Genomic DNA, 21,277 nt, shown 5'->3' with positions numbered 1-21,277 from the left:
TAATTAGTTATCCAAACCGGGGTGGGAATATGAACTTTTAGATCAATCAATATCACTGAAAGTTAATATATAAAAAAAGGAGGCTAAAGGCCTCCTTCTAAATTTATGTTTTAATGGATTATACGGTCCATTCACCAGTTTCAGATAGATTCCCTTCAAAATCATAACTTCTCCAAGACCCGCTGCCATCCGCATTCCATGAAATTTCATAGAAAATCACTCCATTTATATAGTAATCAATTGTACCAGAGTTATTTGGATTTATAATTGCATTAATTCTAAATTCATCATCAGATGTTAATAAATCAAAATACAATACTCCATCAGGGTCTTCGAACCATTCATACCTAAACACAAATTCGCTCTCGGCCTGACCTGTGTAATATTCCAAGAAACCTTCTCGAATTAATTTAGATTCTTGTGCCTTCACAATTTTTACATAGTCAGACTCTGGAGTAAACTTCCAAAAAAGTTCAAATACATAATGTGTTGTTGTTTCAGAAATTTGGTAGGCAACTGAGTAATCACCATCAGTGAAGGTATAAACTAAATAATCTTCTTCAGTTCTTCCGTTTTCAGCACCTTTCTTTCCTATTGGTGTGGTTGATTTTGTTGCTCCCGCAGGAACCTCAAACAAAGATAGTTGTGTTGATAAGCCGTTGATTTGTTGCACATAGCCAACTGCTAATTGAGCATTCGGATCATCTGATGCTAGCATCGCAGCAGGCAACTCAATGGGAGTGTCTGAGGCAGAGAAACTTAATTCTGCATTTTCTAGCGACTGAGAAGGTGTAGAGTCATCATCGTCATTACAACCTGCTAATACAATGGTAAATGCCAGTAAAAAATAAAATAGCTTGTTCAATTTCATAGGATTATAATTTTATTGGTTCAAATGTAAGTGATTGATACTGAAAATTATAATAAGGTAAATTATACAAAAGTGAAACATATAAATTAGATTCACGTTTGTATAACAAATCAAAAGCTATGAAAGGAAATCACATAGGCGAACTTGAAGAATTGGTTTTGCTAACTGTAGGTGCGCTTTTTGAAGAATCTTATGGTGTTAGTATCATGGAAGAAATTGAACGGCAAACCGGAAGATCTCTCAATATAAGTGCCGTGCACTCCGTGTTGAAAAGGTTAGAAAAAAAAGGAATGGTGAAATCGAAAATGGGTGGTGCTACTGCTGAAAGGGGTGGAAGGAGAAAACGAATATTCAATTTAACCAACCTGGGTAAAAAGGCCTTAGATGAGTCTATGGAAGTAAGATCACAATTATACAATCAGATTCCAAAGGTTTCATTCAACATTGGATAAATGAAAGTTACACCACCAAAATGGGCCGATAAGTTTCTAGCATGGTATTGTAATCCTGAACTACTCGAGGAAATACAAGGGGATGTATATGAACTCTTTGAGAAACGATTAGAACAGAATACTGCAAGAGCAAAGCGCCTTTTTGTCTGGGATGTCATCAGGTTCTTTCGCTGGTCAACGATTAAAAGAACAACAACTCAAAATAACTATTTAAACAACACAATTATGCTCGGAAATTATTTTAAAACTGGTTATCGTAACTTACTTAAGGATAAAGTTACCACCACAATAAGCGTTCTAGGGTTATCATTAGCCGTAGGTTGCGCCATTACCACCTTCTTTTGCATCGATTACTTTATTGGAATGGATGCTTTTCATTTAAATAAAGAAAGAATTTATCAAGTAATTAATGTAGTTAATGACAATGGACATCATCAGAAATACAGTGATGTACCCATAACCTTAGAAAGCAAATTAAGGGATATTGCAGATGTTGAGAAGGTTACAAGAATAGAATATGGCAATGGAAACATGCGTTATGAAGACAATGTTTTTAGTGAGTTTATCCATTTTGTTGATCCTGATTTTAAAGAAATTTTCAGCTTTCCAACAAAACAAATGGAACCTGATGCTCTTTCAGAAAAGTCTAAAATCATAATCAGTGATAGAATAGCTCAGAAGTATTTTGGACAAACCAACCCAATAGGTAAACAAGTATCAATCAAGTTTAAGGATGATAAAATTTTAGCATTTCAAATTGGCGGTGTGTTGGACAAAACGCCACCAAGACACAGCTTTAATCCTAATGTAATTATATCCATCGATGTATTTAAAGAATTAAGGCCAGAAGAGTATGAATCACTTTCGTACGATACAGATGCCATATTTGTGATGGTACATGATGGTGCAGGACCAACAGCAGCGAATGATATTTTAAAGGCCACAGTTGAAGAGCAAAATAATGTACAAGCCAATAAGAAAGTAATTAGCTCCAGTTTGCTATCTTATAACCATGTTTTGGATATTAACTATGAAATTGTTGGTAGCATAATGGGCGGTGGGCATCCGGCAGGTAGAATAGCGCTCGGTGTTACTTCTATTCTTCTTTTACTACTGGCCTGTTCAAATTACATTAACATTTCTGTAAGCTCAGCAAGTAAAAGGCTCAAGGAAATTGCTATGAGAAAAGTATTAGGCGGCAGCAGAGGGATGATTATGAGGCAATTTATTATTGAAAATATTTTAGTATGTCTCATTGCGGTTATAATAGGTACATTCTTAAGCTACTTTTTTCTGTTGCCGGGGTTTAATATGGCTATGCCTGTTGAAATACCTTTTTCGTCCTACAATATGCTGAATAATGTACTGCTTTATGCAGGCCTTTTAATTGGGTTGGGTTTATTGTCTGGATTATACCCTGCGTTATTTATTTCAAAATTTCAGCCAATAAGTATTTTTAGAGGGTCGCAAAAGTTTGGTAGAAAATCATGGTTGAGCAGAATATTACTCACATTTCAATTTGTGATCGCTTTTTTTACCATTGTTGGAAGTTTTGTTTTTACCGATGCCAGTTTGCAGTTGGCCAATGCCGATTGGGGTTATACTCCTAATGATATCATTTCAACACCTACTGTAAAAAATAGTACTTCAGAAGCACTGTACAACAAAATAGTGTCTAATTCTTCAGTGCAGCAGGCGGCAAAATCTTTTGGACATATTGGTCCATATAACCCCTTAATTTCTGCCCGATATGGTGAGACAACCGTCCAAACCAATAGTTATGAAATTGATCATAATTATGTAGATGTAATGGGGCTAGAAATACTGGAAGGAAGACCTTTTAATGAGAAGGGTGATTATCAAAAAATAATTATTAATGAAAAATTAGTGAGAAAAATGGGCTGGGATGCTCCACTACGAGAACATTTGGTTATTGACTCTACGAGATACGATGTGATAGGAGTGGTAAAGGATGTTGTAATTAGTGATTATTATGGAGGCATGTCCCCGATGCTATTTAAACCTTTGCATGATAAAGAACCGAACTACATCACCTTTAAAACGCAAGAAAATGCATCAATGAAAGCGATGTCAGATTTAAAAGGTTATTGGAAGGAATTAGCACCGGACGACCCTTTTGATGGATTTTATCAAGCCAAGATTATGGATAGTTTTTTTGATGAGAATCAAATGAATATGCTTATCATTTCGTTTCTGGCGGTTGTTACCTTGATAATTGCAAGCATCGGCTTATATGGGTTGGTAGCTTATAATATTAGCAGACGCATGAAAGAGTTTAGTATTAGAAAGGTGCTTGGCGCTAACTTATTTTACATCATCAAACTGATTAACAAAGAATATATGTGGCTGCTTGTTGTTGCACTTATTATAGGGGCACCATTTGGAGTTTATATGATGAACCAACTCATAGCCAGTGTTTACCCTGATACAACACAAATGACAGCTTACCCAGTTATAGTTGCCATCCTCATTATTATGCTTTCGTTTATCATAACAGTGGCTAGACAGGTGTACAAAGTAGGAAAAGCCAATCCGGTAAATAATTTAAGAGGAGATTAATTAAAACTCTAGCGTGGCTCTTGTTCCTGTTTCTAAAGGAACCAGCTTAATAGAACCCTTGTGAGCTCGCATAATTTGTTTTGAAAGGCTCAGGCCAATACCTGAGCCTTCTTTTTTTGTTGTAAAAAAAGGAACAAAAATATTCTCTAATGTATTTTGATCAATTCCAGGGCCATTATCTGTAATTGTTATAGAATTGCGGCCATCAGCTGTAATGTAATTTTGCATCGTTACGGTAGCGTCAGGAATATCTTTTACTGCTTCAAGTGCATTTTTTAAAAGATTAATTAACACCTGTTCTATCAGCTCATGGTCAATTAACAATTCTGCTGGAGTAGACTGTATGTCTAGTTCAACCTTGTTTTTCTGAAAAGATTCTTTCAGTAGTGATGTAACATCATCAAACAATACTTTGATTGATACTTTCTCTAAATTAGGTTCCGGTATTTTGGCAAACTCACTGTATGAGTTAACAAACTTCACTAATCCTTTACTTCTTTTTTCAACTGTTTTAAGCCCCTGTTTCACATCTTCACTATCCTCTTCATCTAGAGAGGCTAATTCCTTTAGATTGCCATTTGAATCTAATATAAGCTGATTAATTACCTCTGTAAGAGTAGAAATTGGGATAACGGAGTTTTTAATTTCATGAGTTAACACACGAATCAATTTCTGCCACGACTCTAGTTCTTTTTCATCCAGTTCAGCATTGATATTCTGCAATGAAACGAGTTTATACATCTCATCATTCAGTTTTAATTCCTTGGCACTAATAGATAAGTTGACCAACTCATTGTCATGCTGAAGTTTTAGTAAGGAGCGATCCCCGCTTTCAAGTCCCTTAATTGTTTCAAAGAGATGCGAATCGATAGAGTTTAACTGCTTGATATTCTTAATGAATTGGCTACCAAATATCTGTTTGGCAGCATTATTTAAAAGTGTTATTTCGCCTGTATTTTCTACGTAACCAAGCATAGCTATGGAGGAATGTTCAACCACAGCTTTTAAAAAGTGGTAATTAGCCTCACTAATTTTTCTCAGCTCAAGCATCTTATCAGAAATGATTGAAAAGGCCGCTTGCATTTCTCTGTCTAATTTATTTTTTCCTTTGCCTTTGTAATAAATAGAAAAATCATTCTGACTGATGCCAATTAAAAAATTAGTAAGATCCCGTTGGTGCCTTTCTATCGTGTGAATCAGCGATACCAGCATAATCAATGCTCCAAGAAACAGCCAAATTGAAACCAGCCAGAAATAGGTTTGAGTGAGCACGTAAAATCCTGAAAAAAGTAAGATAGATATGAACACTATCTTCAGGCTGATGTTTAATCGGAAGGATATCAAAATTTGATTTGGTTACTTGATTAAATAGGATCGTGTTTAGAAGTATCTAAAACAAATTATTATATTGAAGCTAAACCTAAAATTTAAGCAGATGAAACAATTAAGTACAAAATTTCTAGTAATACTCTTTCTATTAACCATTATTATTTCTTGTGGTAAGAAATCAGATAATGGGTCAGATGAAACGGTAGCTGTAGAAACCACTCCGGAATATGTCGGGGAAGAGGTTACTTATTCTACTGATTCAACAACGATGAAAGGCTATTTAGCTTATGATAAAAATAGTACAGAGAAGAAACCAGGAATTTTAGTAGTTCACGAATGGTGGGGACACAACGAATACACAAGAAAGCGTGCGGATATGCTTGCTGAGTTAGGCTATGTAGCGTTGGCAGTAGATATGTATGGCGATGGAAAAGTGGCTGAGCACCCTAAAGATGCTCAGAAATTTATGACGTCTGTCTTTTCAAATATGGATGAAGCGGAAGCAAGATTCGATAAGGCGATGGAGCTGTTAAAGTCGAATGAGAATGTAGATCCAGATCAAATTGGTGTCGTTGGTTATTGCTTTGGAGGAAGTGTAGCATTAACGATGGCTAACATGGGCAAAGATATAGATGCTGTAGCTGCATTTCATAGCGGGCTTCAGCTGCCAGTAATGCCTACGAATGATATTCAAGCCAAAATATTGGTATGCAATGGTGCTGCAGATCCTTTTATTTCTGAAGAGTCAGTTGAAACGTTTAAATCAGCGATGGACAGTGTAAATGCAAATTACAAATACATAGCCTATGATAGTGCTAAGCATGCGTTTACAAGCAAAGGCGCAACGGCCATGGGTGAGAAATTTGAATTGCCATTAGAGTATAATGCTAAGGCTGATGAGGCTTCATGGGAGGAAATGAAGACCTTCTTCAGTGGAGTTTTCAAATAAGTAAGCAGACATACATTAAATATAAGCTAGGCTACTACGCCTGGCTTATTTTATTTTATAGCGCTCCATTTTTCTGTAGAGCGTACTTCTACCCATACCCAGTTCTTCCGATGCTTTAGATAAGTTGCCCTTGTGCTTATCAATTGCCTGGAGTATGAGGTCTTTTTCTACATCTTCCACTTTTAAAGAATCATTAGATTCTGGTTTCTTGGCATTAGTGAGCATAAAATCTTCAGATTGCAATTCCTTACCTGAGGCCATAATTACGGCACGTTCTACCGCATGTTCTAATTCACGGATGTTGCCTGGCCAATGATATTCTTGCAGCTTTTTCAGGCAATCATCGGTGGTGTATAGTATAGGTTTGTCATACTTCGATGTAAACTTTGTTAGGTAATGATCTACTAGTAAAGGTATATCCGCTTTTCGATCTCTCAGGGCCGGAATATGAATTTCAATAGTATTCAGTCGATAGAGTAAGTCCATTCTAAAACTGCCATTATCAACCGCTTTAGAAATGTTTTTATTAGTTGCTGAAACTATGCGTATATCAATGGGAGTGGGAGAGTGCCCACCAAGCGGAATCACCTCTCTATTTTGTAATACACTCAACAGCTTAGTTTGCTGCGCCTCACTTATATTGCCAATTTCATCTAAAAATAGTGTTCCTTTATCAGCAATGGTAATTCTGCCGGGTCGATCTTCCTTGGCATCAGTAAATGCTCCTTTTTTGTAGCCAAACAGTTCAGATTCAAACAAGTTAGCGGATAGAGCACCTAAATCTGCTTTAATAAAAGGCCTGTTATTACGTTTCGATTTTTTGTGAATTGCTTTGGCTATCAATTCCTTACCAGTTCCATTTTCACCGGTTATTAGAACATTTGCATCGGTAGCAGCTACTTTATCAATCAGGTCAAAAACCTTTTTCATAGCTTCTGAGTTGCCAATAATTGGATTTTCTGATCTGTTGAGATCAGTAACCAACACTTTTTGCGCTGATTCTAGCTTAGAAACCTCCTTTTCTGAAACACGCAATTTGTAAACGTTTAGAACTGTATTTAGAATCTTCTCTTTCTCCCATGGCTTTGTAATAAAATCAGCTGCACCTTCTTTCATACATTCCACGGCCAATTGAATATCACCATAGGCTGTATTCATAATCACTTTGATAGAATCATCTATTTCCTGAATCTTTCTTAGCCAAAACAGTCCTTCATTACCGGTGGTAGCTCCGGTCTTATAGTTCATGTCTAGTATGATTACATCAGGGTTTGAAGTGGATAGAATTGACTCCAATTTCTTTGGGGATGATTCTGTCAATATCTTTTCAAAGTGGGGCCGTAAGATCATTTTACTAGTTAATAAAACATCCTCATCATCATCTACTAAAAGAACAAGACCTTTTTTACCCATAACTGTTATTATTTCACTAGCTTATTCAACGAAACTAAACATTGTATCATATTGACACAAATTATATGTCTCATTATGACACATGTTTACTTCTAGAGAATATAAATTTATTTTTAACTATCTGATATTAAGTAACTTATGATTTTGGCATCGCAATTGGCTTGTTGTTCGTGAATCATATAATGAAACAACCATGATTACCAACTACATTAAAATAGCCATACGAAATTTATTAAATAAGAAGGTTTTTAGCTTCATCAACATCGCTGGCCTGGCTTTAGGAATGGCTGCATGTCTGAGTATTTACTATTATGTGAATTATGAGTTTAGCTACAACCAAAACTTTTCCAACAGCAGCACTATTTATCGTACTTACTTCACAAGACAGATGGAGGATGGTGAGAATAGGGTCTATTTTAATGCCGGAACAGCCTTAAAAAACAAGCTTGATGAAATTCCGGAAATTGAAGGAGCCTTTAGATTGGTTAAAATTGATTACCAAAATAATTCACTGATTTATGACAGTGACGCTGGTAGAGTAGCACTTGCACAGCAAGGCGTTCAGTTTGCGGATAAGTCAATTAAAAATGTGCTCGACCTAGAATTGGTTTCAGGATCTTTTGCTAAAATGGATCAACCAATGAAAGTAGTACTGTCGGAGTCTGTAGCTGCTAAATTCTTTGATCCACAACAAGCAATTGGAAAAACCATCACTTTAAGTGGGAATATAGGCAACCACGACTATGAAATTGTGGGTGTTACCAAGGATTTACCTACTAACACAACTTTTAATTTATCTGTGCTTTTGTCAATGCCTTCGAAAGGGTCAATTGAAGGTGCAGAACAGTTGGATAATTGGAATAGCTGGAATGCCGAAACGTATATTCTAAGTGACAATTCGATAAACAAGATTCAGAATGCATTAAAGAGAAATGTGACTGATCTGGATATTTTTCACAACGATGAAACGATATGGTCGCTAGACATGCTGCCGCTTACTGATCTACACCTTACTACGGTAACTCAAGAGGCAACATTGGATAAATCGGCAGAAAAGCTATTATTAGGATTGCAATTGATAGGACTGTTCATATTAACGATAGCCTGGATTAATTTTATTAACCTTTCTACTGCCAGGGCCATCGAACGAGCTCGAGAAGTAGGCGTGAGAAAAGCATTAGGCTCTCATCTCTATCAAATTAGGTTACAATTTATGGTTGAATCATTCATTATTAATTGTTTAGCTGCGGCCATAGCACTAACCATTACTCAGCTGTGCTTGCCGGCCCTTTTCGGATCTAAAGATTTGATGGCACTCTCCGAAGACTCTAGTATGTTCTTCTGGACAACTTTCACCTCGGTACTGGTGTTGGGTTCATTTTTGTCAGGTTTGTACCCAGCGTTTGTTTTATCAGGATTTAAACCAACCGTTGTTTTAAAAGGCAAAATAACAAGCTTTAAAAGTGGTGAATTATTACGCAAAGGTCTTGTAATATTTCAGTTTGCTGCATCTTCCATTATGATAATAGGCACTTATGTGGTTTATGAGCAAATCACGTATATGAAAAATAAAGACTTAGGTCTTAACATCAATAACATATTAATTTTGGATGCCCCACCAACTGATGTGACATCATCAAGCACCGATAGATATCAGGTGATCAATTCTTTTAAGGAAGAAATCAATCAACTAAATGCAATAAAGCATATTACTGCCAGCAGCGATATTCCAGGTCAGGACACAGGTTGGGCTACTTCTTTGAGATTATCCAACGAAACAGATGATGATAAGAAGAACATCAGTCTACTAGCTTGCGATAGAAATTTCGTAGATGCGTATGACATAGAAATGGCAGCTGGTAGATTCTACAATTTGGGTGATGGCACCTTTGATAAAGGTCATTTTGTGATCAACGAGGCCGCCTTGTCATTACTAGGGTTTGAAACAGCTGAAGAAGCAATCGGTAAAAACCTAATTGAGGGACGCATGTTTCCGGAATTAACCATCGTGGGTGTTGTGAAAGACTTTCACCAGCAGTCCTTAAAAAGTAAAATTGAGCCAATGGCTTTGGTGTACAGTAGCTGGAGCAATTATTATTCACTTGCTTTAAATATTGATGAGAGTCTGTCTTCAGAAAGAAAAGCAGTACTGTTAAAGGAGTCACTCGATCAAATAGAAGCTATTTGGGTGAAATTCTTCCCTGAGTATCCATTTGATTATAATTTTCTCGATTCACGCTTTAACGAGCAATACAAGAGCGATCAGGAATTCAGTTTTATCATAAGCCTGTTTGCCTTGCTTTCGGTAATAATTGCTGGGTTAGGGTTGTTAGGTTTGGCTTCTTATGCCGTAGTTCAACGAACTAAGGAAATAGGCATTAGAAAAGTATTAGGAGCGTCTTCGGGAAGAATTATTCAACTACTAACTATGCAGTATTTATGGCTCATTTTAGTGGGAATTGTTGTGGCGATACCATTAGCCTACTTGGGTCTTGAAAATTGGTTGGAGGCATATGCCTATCGCATAGAGTTAACACCATGGATGCTCGTAATTCCAATACTATCAATAGTACTTATTGCTTGCGCTATCATTGGTTCGCAGGTATTATCTGCCACCATGAAAAACCCGGTTGATAGTCTTAGATACGAATAAGCCATGTTATTGAACTACATTAAAATAATCGTTCGGAATTTAAGGAAGTCGCCAATCTATTTTTTCCTTAATCTTATCGGCCTATCTGTTGGTATTGCAGCCAGTATTTTACTTCTGCATTACTCATTTTACGAGTTGAGTTATGACGATCATCAACAAAATATAGAAAACAAATATCGCTTAGTTGTTAAAGATGATGGCGGCATCTCAGCTACCACACCGGCACCCGTTGAACCATTAATCAAGGATGAATTTGAGCAGTTGAAGCAGACCACCGCTGTTCGTCATTCTGAAGGCATTCTTAAATCTTTTGATAATTCAGGAAATACCGTTTCAGATATCGAAGAAAGAGTGGTTAGCGTAACACCAGGGTTTTTCCAACTTTTCAACTACCCTTTAAAGGCAGGTAATGAAAAGCTGCTGAATGAGCCCCTTCAGCTATTTATAAGTGAATCTTTAGCTACTAAATACTTTGGTGATGTTGATCCGTTGAATCGTGAGTTAATCTTCTTTGAGCGCAATTTTGGTGAACTAAAGCTCAATGTAGCAGGAGTTTTTTCTAATGCTAAATCAAATACACACTTACCGGTAGATGCCGTTTTCTCCATGAAAACCCTGGAGAATAGCGATAATTTTTGGGCGAAATTCGATAACTGGGGCTGGAATGGCTTTTACACTTATATCGAATTAAATCCTGCTTCGACAATTACGCAGGAACAAAGCAATCAGTTCATAGATAAACACATTGGTAAAGAAAACCGTGAGCGTGCCGGTATTGAAGTGCAGCTTCAGCCAATAAAGGATATTCATATAAGCTCAGGGTTCATGAATGAATATCAGCCAGTAAGGGACGAGCGAATTATACATTTTCTAATAGCAGTGGCAATCATTATTCTGTTCTTAGCTTCGGTGAATTACATTAACCTATTCACAGCCAGAGGACTAAAAAGAGCCAAAGAAGTAGGAGTGAGGAAGAATATGGGAGCAACAAAACTCCATTTACTTCTCCAATTTACAACAGAATCGATCATCATTATAAGTTTATCCATTCTGTTGGCCATCACCATCATCCAATTGTGTTATCCATTATTTAATGCTGGTTTTGGGGGTGCATTTGGTGAATCTATTTGGGCCAATCAATCGGTTATAAGCTGGGTATTGGCACCCATTCTTCTTGTACTTATTTGGGCTTCTATTCAGCCAGCGATAATAATATCTTCTTATCCTATGATTAATATTCTCAAAGGCGATTTAAGGTCTGTTAATGGGAAATCAGGTTATCGAAAAATTAGTGTTATCATACAATTTGCAGCATCTGCTTTAATGCTTACTTGCTCACTTATCCTTTACCAACAGATTAACTATCTACAGAATAAAGATTTAGGGATTGACATCGATCAAAAATTGCTTGTTTATAAGCCCAAAGAATCGATTGAAAATTACGAGGCTAAGGCACAGTCGTTCAAAAATGAGTTGAGCAAATTAGCCAGTACAAATGGGGTTTCAGCTTCTGGGAGTGTTCCATCGCATCATTTTAACTGGTCTACCAACAACATGCACAGAATTGATAAAACGGCTGATCGGGTAGGTGAGTATGGCATTAATGTAACTTATATTGATAATGATTATGCGGAACTCTACAATTTAAAATTAATAGCTGGTACCGATCGCGTAAATGAAAATACTAGCCAGTTAAAGGCACTAGTGAACCTGAAAGGGCTAGAACCATTGGAGATACCCAGTGTGGAAGCTGCGCTGGGAATGAAGGTGGTAAACGGTGCTGATACGATAGAAATAGTGGGAGTGATAGAAAACTATCAGCACAACTCTATCTTAGAGGAGAGTAAGCCGGCAATTTTCCTGTTTCGTGAAAACGCCCAGATATTCACTATTTCTTACAATACGGGCACCAATTCATTGGCCAATACGGCTAATTTAATAGAGGAAGTTAAGCAGATTTACACCCAAATATTTCCTACAACCAATTTTGATTATGCCTTTTTAGATCAAAAATTTGGAGAGGCCTATGCGTTTGCAACGTTTCTATCACGTATCGTTATTGGTTTCACGTCCATTGCAATACTATTGGCCATTCTAGGCCTGTTCGGATTGTCGCTTTACAGTGTTGAAAGAAAAACGAAAGAGGTTGGCATAAGGAAAACATTGGGAGCTAGTTCAATTTCATTGTTTTGGAATAACCTAAAACCTTTTCTTCAAATGATGCTTTTAGCTTCTTTCATAGCCATACCATCTGCCTATTTCATTGGTGAAAAATGGCTCCAAGAATATGCTTTTAAAATTGATTTAGATGTTATCACATTCCTTTTGCCCACTACACTTCTAACAGTGATTATGATTGGAACAATCGCGTTTCATTTATTGAAATTGAACAATACCAATCCGGTTGATAGCCTTAGATATGAATAGTACTAACAATCCCATAACATTCTTCATAGTAAGGTAATCGAAATATTACGATTAGTAATCGATAGTTAATACTTTGGATATTATGAGGTAAAAACAAGACGATACATTTGCAATGTATGGTTAATAGATACCCGTTTGATTTTAACATTAGTTATAAAGATATCAGGCGAGGTATCTTTTTTTGTTTATACCCATGAAAAAAGAATTTAGAAGAGATGTAGAAGTAGTAGTTATTTCCGATGTACACCTCGGTACGTATGGTTGCCAGGCGGAAGAATTGCTTCAATATCTCAAAACTATCAACCCTAAAAAACTAATCCTCAACGGTGATATCATCGACATGTGGCAGTTCAGCAAGCGTTACTGGCCCTCCTCTCACATGCAAATTATTAAATATATAACCAGTGTTTTGAGTCGTAAGACCGAAGTGGTGTATATCACAGGCAACCATGATGAAATGCTTAGACGCTTTGTTGGGTTTAAGCTAGGTTCATTCAAAATAGAAAATAAGCTGGTATTAAAATTAGATGGTAAAAAAGCATGGTTCTTTCATGGAGACGTATTTGACGTTACCATGCAATACTCCAAGTGGTTGGCAAAGCTCGGAGCAGTGGGCTACGACTCCTTAATCATCCTTAACACATTCGTAAATTTTTGTCTTCGCTCTGTAGGTAGAGGTAAAATATCGCTGTCAAAACGAATAAAAGACAGTGTAAAAACGGCTGTAAAGTTCATTGATGATTTTGAAAATACTGCTGCAGATATCGCCATTGATAATAGATACGATTACGTAATCTGCGGCCATATTCATCAACCACAACATAGGGAAATAAACACTTCTAAAGGCCAGGTTACCTATTTAAATAGTGGCGATTGGGTAGAGAACATGACAGCCCTGGAGTACAATAAAGGCCAATGGTCTATTTATGATTATAGAACAGACGAGCTGGCCAAACAGATCAAAAAATCGAATGGTAAGGTCAAAGAGAAATATCAAACCAATAACGATTTGTTTCAAGATATGGTCACGGAATTTTTAACGGCTTCCAAAAAATGAAAATTCTATACGCAATACAAGGTACAGGCAATGGCCATATGAGTAGAGCTATGGATGTAGCTCCTGCCTTGGAGAAACATGGCCAGGTTGATTATATGGTAAGCGGTGCACAAGCAGATATAGCTCTACCGTATTCAATTAAATACAAATCGAAAGGCCTGAGCTTCTTCTTTGGTAAGAAGGGAGGTATTGATATAGGCAGAACATTCAATGAAAACAGTAGCCGAAGAATCTGGAAAGAAGTTCACGATTTACCCATCGAGCAATATGATTTAATAATCAATGATTTTGAACCCATTTCTGCCTGGGCTGCTAAATTAAAAGGTAAAAAAGTAATTGCCCTGAGCCATCAAAGTGCGTTACTGTCCAGTAAATGCCCTAAACCGAAGTCTTTGGACATTGTGGGCCAATCCATCCTAAAGAACTATGCTCCGGCTACCAAGCACTATGGCTTTCATTTCAATTCTTTCGATGAGAATATCTATACACCTATTGTCAGAAATTCTATCAGACAAAAAGAATTAACAAAAAATGGACATTACACGGTCTATTTACCAGCCTATTCAGATGAAAAAATCATCAAAATATTGAGCCAGGTAAAAGGGGTTGACTGGAAGGTTTTTTCAAAGCATACCAAATCAAAACACTGGCATGAAAATGTAAGTATTGAGCCAATCAATAATGAACGATTTGTGAATTCTCTTACAAGCTCAATAGGAGTGCTTTGTGGTGCAGGTTTTGAAACACCTTCTGAGGCACTTTTCCTGCAAAAGAAATTGATGGTAATACCAATGAAGGGCCAGTATGAGCAACAGTGCAATGCCGAAGCCCTGAAAGAAATGGGCATTCCAATAGCAAAAAAGCTCGGTAAAAAATCAATAGAAAAAATTCAAAACTGGATCGATACAGATCAGCATATAGAAGTAAACTATCAAGACGAAACCCAGGCAATAGTAGATAAAATAGTAGCGAATGAACTCTGAAAAAAGGAAACACAAAATTCTAATTATTGATGATGACAAAGATATTCTTGAGCTACTGGCTTATAATCTTGATAAAGAAGGTTATGAGGTTGAAACTGTTAGTAAAAGCACCGATAGCTTAAATGCTGCCAAAAGCTTTCAGCCAGATCTAATTATTTTGGATATAATGATGCCTAAAATAAACGGTATCGAAGTATGTCGCCAGCTGAGGGAGAGTTCTGAATTTAATAATACATACATCTTTTTTCTAACAGCCAAGTCGGATAAAGAGCTGCAAATTGAAGCCCTGGAAACCGGTGGTGATGATTTTATACAGAAGATTACCGGACTCAGAGCTTTGACCCATAAAATAAGCACTGTGCTTAAAAGAAAGCTGATCATTCGTAAATGTGTCAAGGAGATTCACCTTGGTGACCTGACAATCAACAGGAGAAAGCGATCGGTGGCGTATAAGGGTAAAGAAATTGTTCTGTCTGAGTCAGAATTTGAAATCATCTATTTCTTTGCGCAAAACCCTAAGAAAATCATTTCAAGAGATAACCTGCTCAATAATATTTGGGGTCCGGATGTTTACCTGCTGGCCAAAACATTAGATACTTATTTAATGAACGTAGCAGACAAGCTGGGTACTGAATTAATTAAGCAGGTGAGGGAAGGGAAGTATAAGCTGGAGAAAGTAAGTTAAGTACTTCTGTCAATAGTTCGTAAGGCTAGTAAATTAGCTTTATTGCTTTCTTCTATTTTCCAATTGTTTACCATGAATAGCTCTTCAACAGCCTTTGAAATAGGGTAGTTGGGATAATAATGATCACGTGCAAAGTGGACGAATTTTAAGACCATAAACCCGTCAAACCAGCGGTGAAAATTCGATTTGAATGAATCCAGATTGGAAGAATTCTTTTTGATGCGTTCTATATTCTCTGTTAGATCGATCGTTTTTCCAAATTCAATCAGCGATTCAGGTATAGATTCTAACCAATTGTATATTAATGAGTTATAATCGACAACCAAATTTAATTTGGTGTAAAAATTCCTTAAATCTTCGAAGCTTTTGAAGTTATAGGTATCTAAATTTCCTCTGTTCAGCCAATCATTTACGGCTTTGCCAGTACCAAAAGGAACGCGATCACTCTTGCGAGGTGAAGGTATTACCCTGGTGGTATTCAATTCACCAAAATTACCCAGTGGAATTATCTTGTGCAGGAAATAAAAGTCTTCTCCGGCCTTTCGCCTGTTCATACCGCCTTGCCTCTGGTATACAGCGTTTCTAACAGCCATACTAGAACCAATGGTTTGGTGGGCAAATGGAAAGCCGGCATAACGTAAGGCATGCACATAATACCGTAAGAACAGTTCGTAATCTACGATAGCCTCATACACCTTGTCTTCAAATTCTCCTTCTAACGTGTGCTCAAAATAGATGCTGCAACCCGGACAATCCTTATGCTGTGTAAAGTACCTTTCTAACTCTAACAAATAGTTGTCATCGCATTGACTATCAGCATCATAACATACAATAATTCCATCATCCTTGTTAATACTGGACAGTCTGTAAGCTGCCTCATCCATGGCAATTTTCCGAGCCAGACCAACACCGGCATGTTTAGCAGGTAGCTCTTCCAGCAGGATGTAAAACTTTAAATGATCCGTGTTATACGTTTCAGCAAATTGCAGCGCTTCTTCAAACGTTTTTTGGTTATGTTGCTTGATGCTATCTGAGGCATCAAAGCTATGATTAATCACCACAATGACCTCTACATCGGCACGCCCGGGATGACAATAGGCGATACTGGCTAAACTCTTAAGCAGGTGAGGCTCATTGAAACAAGGAATTGTAATCACAAGGCCCAGGTTTTCTGAAGGCCTTTGCGCTATTATGTGTTTTTTGTATGCGTATCTATCAAAATAGAGGTTACTCAAGGTGCCAACCTATTGATTTTCCACTGATTGTCTATCAAAGTATATGAAATTCGATCATGCAACCTGCTGGGCCTGCCTTGCCAAAACTCAATATGGAAAGGGTTCACTCTGTAGCCACCCCATTGTTTTGGCTTGGGTAAAACGCCATCATTTTTATACTTCTCCGCAAGCTCTTTAGCCCTTTGTTCTAAGATTGCCCTGTTCTTTATTGCTGTGCTTTGTGGAGAGGTCCAGGCGCCAATCTGACTTTCTTTAGGCCTGCTTTGGAAGTACTTTGTAGACATTTCTTCACTCACTTTTTCAACATTACCCTGGATACGAACCTGTCTTTCAAGTTCCGGCCAGAAAAAGTTAATAGAAGCCACAGGATTCACTTCAAGCTCTCTTCCTTTATCGCTTTGATAATTCGTGTAAAACACAAATCCTTTGTCCACTTCTTTTAATAGCACGATGCGGTTAGCTGGTATGCCATTTTTATCAACAGTGGCCAGGCTCATAGCATTAGGCTCAATCACCTCAGACTTTAAGGCTTCATCAAACCATTTGTTAAACGTGTTTAACGGGTTTTTATCTACATCATTCACGTCTAACGACAGCTTAGTATACTCTTTTCTGAGTGAAGAAATATCTTTATTCATATTCCAAAAATAAATTGTTTAAAGATTAATCACCTGATGATTTTTAATAAATAAATCTTTTGCGGTTAATTGAAGTATGAAATTTAGTATTGAGTTGGAAAGTAAGAGCTCACAGGAATGGGTAGATGCTGTGATGAATGATTTTGATACCTTTCTTCAGGATCATGCCGATTGTGAGCGCAAGGCCTCTGCCATGGCCATGAGCTTTGTTGCTAAATTTCCGGACAGGGTAGAAATTATTCCGGAGCTCATAGAAACAGCCGTAGAGGAACTGGAGCATTTCCAACAGGTATATGAAATCATGGAAAAGAGAGGCGTGAGACTTCCCACCAAAATGGGGCAGGATATGTACGTGAAAGAACTGGTAGATAACTGCAGGTCTGACGTAGAAAATCGTTTTATGGATAGACTTTTACTCGCTTCCATCGTAGAATGTAGAGGAGCCGAACGGTTTAGGCTGGTATACGAGAACCTGCCTGAGGGTGATCTAAAGAAGTTTTATCACAACCTTTGGGCAAGCGAGGCAAAGCACGGAAACATCTTTGTTAAAATGGCTTTAAATTATTTTGATGAAGATGATGTTTATAATAGATTGAAAGAGTTAAATAAAATTGAAGCTGAGATTCTCAGCAAGCAACCAATAAAAGCAGCATTGCATTGATGGATTTTTTTAAGTTTAAAAATGACCTAAAGCCGGAGAAGGGCAAATTATTAATTTCAGAGCCTTTTCTTCCTGACCCTAATTTTGAGCGCACCGTTGTGCTCATGTGTGAGCATAATGAAGAAGGTTCTTTTGGGTTTATTTTAAACAAACCAAGCACAGTTAATCTTGAAGACATTATGGAAGACATTCATGACTTTCCGGAGCCTGTGCACATTGGTGGACCTGTGCAGCAAGATACATTACACTTTATTCACAAAGCAGATTACCTGGAAGGAGGTGTAGATTTAGGCAACGGGCTCTATTGGGGCGGTAATTTTGAGCAATTATTAATTTTAATAGATACAAAAAAGATTAAAGCAGAAGATTTTAAATTCTTCGTTGGTTATTCGGGGTGGTCTTCAGGCCAGCTGCAGGAAGAACTTGATGCTAACTCATGGATTGTAACACCGAATGCCACAAGCGCCTTGGTATTCGATCATGATTCAGAAGCACTCTGGAAGCGAGTTCTAAAAGGTTTGGGCGGGCGTTATAACGTCTATTCAAATTATCCTACTGACCCAAGACTAAATTGAATGAATTTACTAATTTTACGCTTTATGAAGACGTAATCGGTATATGATGGACAACGAGAAGGAACTACAAGAACAGGGAAGAGAGGAAATACCATCTGTTACACCTGAAAATGGTGAAGAACTTAAGAGTGAAGCTACAGAATCAGAAAAAGTAGAAGCATCTAAAAGTGAAACAGATGAGGTTGAAATAGCTTCCAATAATCCTACAGTAAGTGAATCTGAAGATTCTACTGAAGAAAAAACTGAAGAACCACAGGCTGACGCAACGGAAAGTCAGGAAGGTTCTAAATCCAAAAAAGAAGTTAAGCTCAATACGGAAGAAGATTTATCAGAAAAATCTGATGATGAAGACGAAGAGGAAGAGGAGCACGAAGATGTTGATTACAGCAACCTGAATAAAGAGGAATTAGTTGCTGCTATTCGTGAATTGTCACAGAGCTCGAATTTTATCAAAGCAGAACGTAAAGCGCGCGAGATAAAACCTTATTTCGATGAAATTAAAGATAAGGAAAGACAAGCTGCGCTAGATAAATTCATTGCCGATGGTGGTGAAGAAGCAGATTTTGATTTCAAGAATGATGAATTGACCGATCGCTTTGAAGCGAATTACAAGCTTATCCGCGATCATAAAATACAATACGTTAAGGATCAGGAGAATCGCAAAGATGCGAACCTGAAGAAAAAACAGGAGATTTTAGAAAAACTCAGAGAGTTTGTTGATTCTGAGGAGACCAATATTGAATTCAATGCATTTAAGGCCATTCAAAACGAGTGGAAGGAGGTAGGTCCTGTACCGGGAGCTTATGCCAAAACCTTATGGGCTAATTACAATGCGCTGGTTGACAGATTCTATGACAATAGGCACATCTACTTTGAGTTAAAAGAACTTGATAGAAAGAAAAACCTTGAATCCAAGCTTGAGCTGTGTGAAAAGGCAGAAGCACTATCAAAAGTTGAAAACGTAAGTCAGGCTATTAAAGACCTGAATGACTTGCACCATGAATTTAAACACATAGGCCCTGTACCTAACGATGAGCGTGAGCCTCTATGGCAGCGATTTAAAGCTGCTTCTGATGCCGTGTATGATCGTAGGAAGGATTTTATTGAAGGGCTGAAGGAAGAGTTAGAAGCCAATTTGGTTGTAAAAGAGGAGCTGGCCAAGCAAGTTCAGGAATTCACTCAATTTGATTCTGACAGAATTAAGGAGTGGAACAAGAAAACCAAAGAACTTCAGGAGATTCAAAAGAAATGGGAAGCTACTGGTGGTTTACCACGGGCTAAAGCCAAAGAAATAAATAAGACTTTCTGGTCTGCATTTAAAACATTTTTCAACAATAAAGGGCAGTTCTTTAAAAAGCTCGACAGCATGCGCGAGGGCAACCTTGAGAAGAAAAAAGAGCTTTTAGAAAAGGCAAATGAGCTGAAGACCAGCACGGAGTGGCAGAAAACCGCCAATGAGTTGAAAAAGCTTCAAAATCAATGGCGTGAAATTGGGCCTGTTCCTGAAAAGTTCAGAGAATCCGTTTATCGTGAGTTTAAAGAAGCATGTGACTATTTCTTCGATCAAAAAAGAGCGCAACTTGGGGAAGCAGAGAAAGATTTTTCTGAAAACCTGAAGAAGAAAGAAGCCATTTGCGAAGAGATTGTAAAACTGGCCGAAAATAAGACTTCTGACCTCGATAAGTTCAGAGAGTTGCAGGATCAGTTTAATGAAATAGGGTTTGTTCCTAAAAATGCCATTTCAAAAATTAAGAGTAAATGGTCTGAAGCGGTTGATAAGTTTATCAATAGCATTGAAGGTATTACGAATGAAGAGAGGCAAAAAATTAGAATTGAAAACCAGATCAATAAATTAAAATCAGGGCCTAATGCCAGCGACAAGATTTATAGAAAAGAGCAAACGATAAGAAAACAAATAGGCCAGTTGGAGAACGACATAGCCGTTTGGAAAAACAATATGGAATTCTTTGCTAACTCTAAAACGGCAGATAAACTCAAAGGTGAATTTGAGACAAAAATAGACGCTGCAAGCAAGGAGTTGAAAGGGTTAAAAAGCCAACTGAGAATTGTAAGAGAATACTCTTAATTTTTTTTCAAAGATGTTTGGTTTTAAAACCGAAGAGTATTAGAATTGCACTCGCTTCTGAAAGGAAGCACTAAGGAACGCCTCCTTAGCTCAGCTGGTAGAGCAACTGACTTGTAATCAGTAGGTCATTGGTTCGATCCCGATAGGAGGCTCAAAAACCCTGACGATAAATGTCAGGGTTTTTTGTTTCTGAAAGGCCCAACTAACCCGGTCATTTCGCATCCGTCAACTGGCGGAGAAGAAGTCCTTGCCAATTAGAAAGTAAAGATCATTTACATACTGGCAAAGATGTCCCCACTTCGTTACGACATGACATCTTTTTTAAAATTGTCTAAGCAAAATACAACGTTCACTGTTGTTGGGGCTCATTAGATCATTTATGTTTGTTAGAAGCTAAATTCGAATTAAAACGGTCATTTCGCATCCGCCAACTGGCGGAGAAGAAATCTTTAGCAATTAGAAGTACAGATCATTAACATGATGGCAAAGATGTCTCCACTTCGTTACGACATGACATCTTTTTTAAAATTGTCTAAGCAAAATACAACGTTTACGGTTGTTGGGGTTCATTAGATCATTTATGTTTGTTAGAGGCTAAATTCAAATTAAAACGGTCATTTCGTAGTGCAACGAAGAAATCCTTACCAATTAGAAAGTAAATCATTTACATGATGGTAAAGATG

The 21,277-nt window shown here is 37.4% G+C and carries 16 protein-coding genes and 1 tRNA gene; 12 read left to right on the top strand and 5 right to left on the bottom strand.

Annotated elements, in window-relative coordinates; genetic code table 11:
* Positions 1-118: 118 nt before the first annotated feature.
* Positions 119-871, bottom strand: a complete 753-nt coding sequence (locus JR347_RS13315; protein ID WP_205721086.1) for a hypothetical protein — start codon at positions 869-871, stop codon at positions 119-121.
* A gap of 119 nt (positions 872-990) precedes the next feature.
* On the opposite strand from JR347_RS13315, the gene JR347_RS13310 reads away from it, so the two are divergent.
* Positions 991-1,323, top strand: a complete 333-nt coding sequence (locus tag JR347_RS13310; protein ID WP_205721085.1) for a PadR family transcriptional regulator — start codon at positions 991-993, stop codon at positions 1,321-1,323.
* Positions 1,324-3,903, top strand: coding sequence for an ABC transporter permease (locus JR347_RS13305; RefSeq protein ID WP_205721084.1), 2,580 nt, complete (start codon positions 1,324-1,326; stop codon positions 3,901-3,903).
* Here JR347_RS13305 and JR347_RS13300 read toward each other — a convergent pair whose 3' ends face one another.
* Positions 3,904-5,211: a sensor histidine kinase gene (locus JR347_RS13300; RefSeq protein ID WP_205721083.1), complete on the bottom strand. Its 1,308-nt coding sequence runs from the start codon at positions 5,209-5,211 to the stop codon at positions 3,904-3,906.
* Between the two features lie 127 nt (positions 5,212-5,338).
* On the opposite strand from JR347_RS13300, the gene JR347_RS13295 reads away from it, so the two are divergent.
* On the top strand, positions 5,339-6,181 hold the full coding sequence (locus JR347_RS13295; protein WP_205721082.1) for a dienelactone hydrolase family protein: 843 nt from the start codon (positions 5,339-5,341) through the stop codon (positions 6,179-6,181).
* Positions 6,182-6,226: 45 nt separating this feature from the next.
* On the opposite strand, the gene JR347_RS13290 is transcribed toward JR347_RS13295, so the two are convergent.
* Positions 6,227-7,594: a sigma-54-dependent transcriptional regulator gene (locus JR347_RS13290; RefSeq protein WP_205721081.1), complete on the bottom strand. Its 1,368-nt coding sequence runs from the start codon at positions 7,592-7,594 to the stop codon at positions 6,227-6,229.
* 193 nt (positions 7,595-7,787) lie between these two features.
* Between JR347_RS13290 and JR347_RS13285 the strand changes: the two genes are divergently transcribed.
* The 5 genes from JR347_RS13285 (at position 7,788) to JR347_RS13265 (ending at position 15,399) form a co-directional block, all read left to right on the top strand.
* On the top strand, positions 7,788-10,247 hold the full coding sequence (locus tag JR347_RS13285; RefSeq protein WP_205721080.1) for an ABC transporter permease: 2,460 nt from the start codon (positions 7,788-7,790) through the stop codon (positions 10,245-10,247).
* A 3-nt stretch (positions 10,248-10,250) separates the two neighbouring features.
* Positions 10,251-12,674 carry an ABC transporter permease gene (locus JR347_RS13280; protein ID WP_205721079.1) on the top strand — a complete coding sequence of 808 codons (2,424 nt, stop codon included), beginning with the start codon at positions 10,251-10,253 and terminating at the stop codon, positions 12,672-12,674.
* Positions 12,675-12,867: 193 nt separating this feature from the next.
* Entirely contained in the window at positions 12,868-13,731 is an 864-nt protein-coding gene (locus JR347_RS13275) for a UDP-2,3-diacylglucosamine diphosphatase (protein WP_205721078.1), read from the top strand.
* Positions 13,728-14,714 (top strand): glycosyltransferase family protein, encoded by a 987-nt coding sequence (locus JR347_RS13270; RefSeq protein ID WP_205721077.1) that lies wholly within the window; start codon positions 13,728-13,730, stop codon positions 14,712-14,714. Before JR347_RS13275 ends, JR347_RS13270 begins: the two co-directional genes overlap by 4 nt.
* The gene (locus JR347_RS13265; protein ID WP_205721076.1) at positions 14,704-15,399 is read left to right on the top strand and encodes a response regulator transcription factor; all 696 of its coding nucleotides are present in this window, start codon (positions 14,704-14,706) and stop codon (positions 15,397-15,399) included. Before JR347_RS13270 ends, JR347_RS13265 begins: the two co-directional genes overlap by 11 nt.
* Here the strand turns inward: JR347_RS13265 and JR347_RS13260 are convergent.
* On the bottom strand, positions 15,396-16,634 hold the full coding sequence (locus JR347_RS13260) for a glycosyltransferase family 2 protein (protein ID WP_205721075.1): 1,239 nt from the start codon (positions 16,632-16,634) through the stop codon (positions 15,396-15,398). The two genes, JR347_RS13265 and JR347_RS13260, sit on opposite strands and share 4 nt — an antisense overlap.
* Positions 16,631-17,272, bottom strand: coding sequence for a pyridoxamine 5'-phosphate oxidase (pdxH, locus tag JR347_RS13255; RefSeq protein WP_205721074.1), 642 nt, complete (start codon positions 17,270-17,272; stop codon positions 16,631-16,633). The genes JR347_RS13260 and pdxH overlap by 4 nt, the downstream gene beginning before the upstream one ends.
* Before the next feature lie 76 nt (positions 17,273-17,348).
* Here pdxH and miaE point away from each other — a divergent pair, with 76 nt between their 5' ends.
* From miaE to JR347_RS13235, 4 genes are all read left to right on the top strand, one after another.
* The gene (miaE, locus tag JR347_RS13250) at positions 17,349-17,933 is read left to right on the top strand and encodes a tRNA-(ms[2]io[6]A)-hydroxylase (RefSeq protein WP_205721073.1); all 585 of its coding nucleotides are present in this window, start codon (positions 17,349-17,351) and stop codon (positions 17,931-17,933) included.
* Positions 17,933-18,508, top strand: coding sequence for a YqgE/AlgH family protein (locus JR347_RS13245; RefSeq protein WP_205721072.1), 576 nt, complete (start codon positions 17,933-17,935; stop codon positions 18,506-18,508). Before miaE ends, JR347_RS13245 begins: the two co-directional genes overlap by 1 nt.
* Positions 18,509-18,551: 43 nt before the next feature.
* Positions 18,552-20,594, top strand: a complete 2,043-nt coding sequence (locus JR347_RS13240) for a DUF349 domain-containing protein (RefSeq protein WP_235689675.1) — start codon at positions 18,552-18,554, stop codon at positions 20,592-20,594.
* A gap of 79 nt (positions 20,595-20,673) precedes the next feature.
* Positions 20,674-20,746 (top strand) — tRNA-Thr (locus JR347_RS13235).
* Positions 20,747-21,277 lie beyond the last annotated feature (531 nt).

The organism is Fulvivirga lutea, from assembly GCF_017068455.1.
Classification (GTDB): Bacteria; Bacteroidota; Bacteroidia; order Cytophagales; family Cyclobacteriaceae; genus Fulvivirga; species Fulvivirga lutea.
This window is presented reverse-complemented; position numbering and strand designations above follow the sequence as displayed.

Coding starts and splice junctions, on each gene's coding strand:
- JR347_RS13315 (WP_205721086.1), bottom strand. CDS start 871: ATGAAATTGAACAAGCTATTTTATTTTTTACTGGCATTTACCATTGTA.
- JR347_RS13310 (WP_205721085.1), top strand. CDS start 991: ATGAAAGGAAATCACATAGGCGAACTTGAAGAATTGGTTTTGCTAACT.
- JR347_RS13305 (WP_205721084.1), top strand. CDS start 1,324: ATGAAAGTTACACCACCAAAATGGGCCGATAAGTTTCTAGCATGGTAT.
- JR347_RS13295 (WP_205721082.1), top strand. CDS start 5,339: ATGAAACAATTAAGTACAAAATTTCTAGTAATACTCTTTCTATTAACC.
- JR347_RS13290 (WP_205721081.1), bottom strand. CDS start 7,594: ATGGGTAAAAAAGGTCTTGTTCTTTTAGTAGATGATGATGAGGATGTT.
- JR347_RS13285 (WP_205721080.1), top strand. CDS start 7,788: ATGATTACCAACTACATTAAAATAGCCATACGAAATTTATTAAATAAG.
- JR347_RS13280 (WP_205721079.1), top strand. CDS start 10,251: ATGTTATTGAACTACATTAAAATAATCGTTCGGAATTTAAGGAAGTCG.
- JR347_RS13275 (WP_205721078.1), top strand. CDS start 12,868: ATGAAAAAAGAATTTAGAAGAGATGTAGAAGTAGTAGTTATTTCCGAT.
- JR347_RS13270 (WP_205721077.1), top strand. CDS start 13,728: ATGAAAATTCTATACGCAATACAAGGTACAGGCAATGGCCATATGAGT.
- JR347_RS13265 (WP_205721076.1), top strand. CDS start 14,704: ATGAACTCTGAAAAAAGGAAACACAAAATTCTAATTATTGATGATGAC.
- pdxH (WP_205721074.1), bottom strand. CDS start 17,272: ATGAATAAAGATATTTCTTCACTCAGAAAAGAGTATACTAAGCTGTCG.
- miaE (WP_205721073.1), top strand. CDS start 17,349: ATGAAATTTAGTATTGAGTTGGAAAGTAAGAGCTCACAGGAATGGGTA.
- JR347_RS13245 (WP_205721072.1), top strand. CDS start 17,933: ATGGATTTTTTTAAGTTTAAAAATGACCTAAAGCCGGAGAAGGGCAAA.
- JR347_RS13240 (WP_235689675.1), top strand. CDS start 18,552: ATGATGGACAACGAGAAGGAACTACAAGAACAGGGAAGAGAGGAAATA.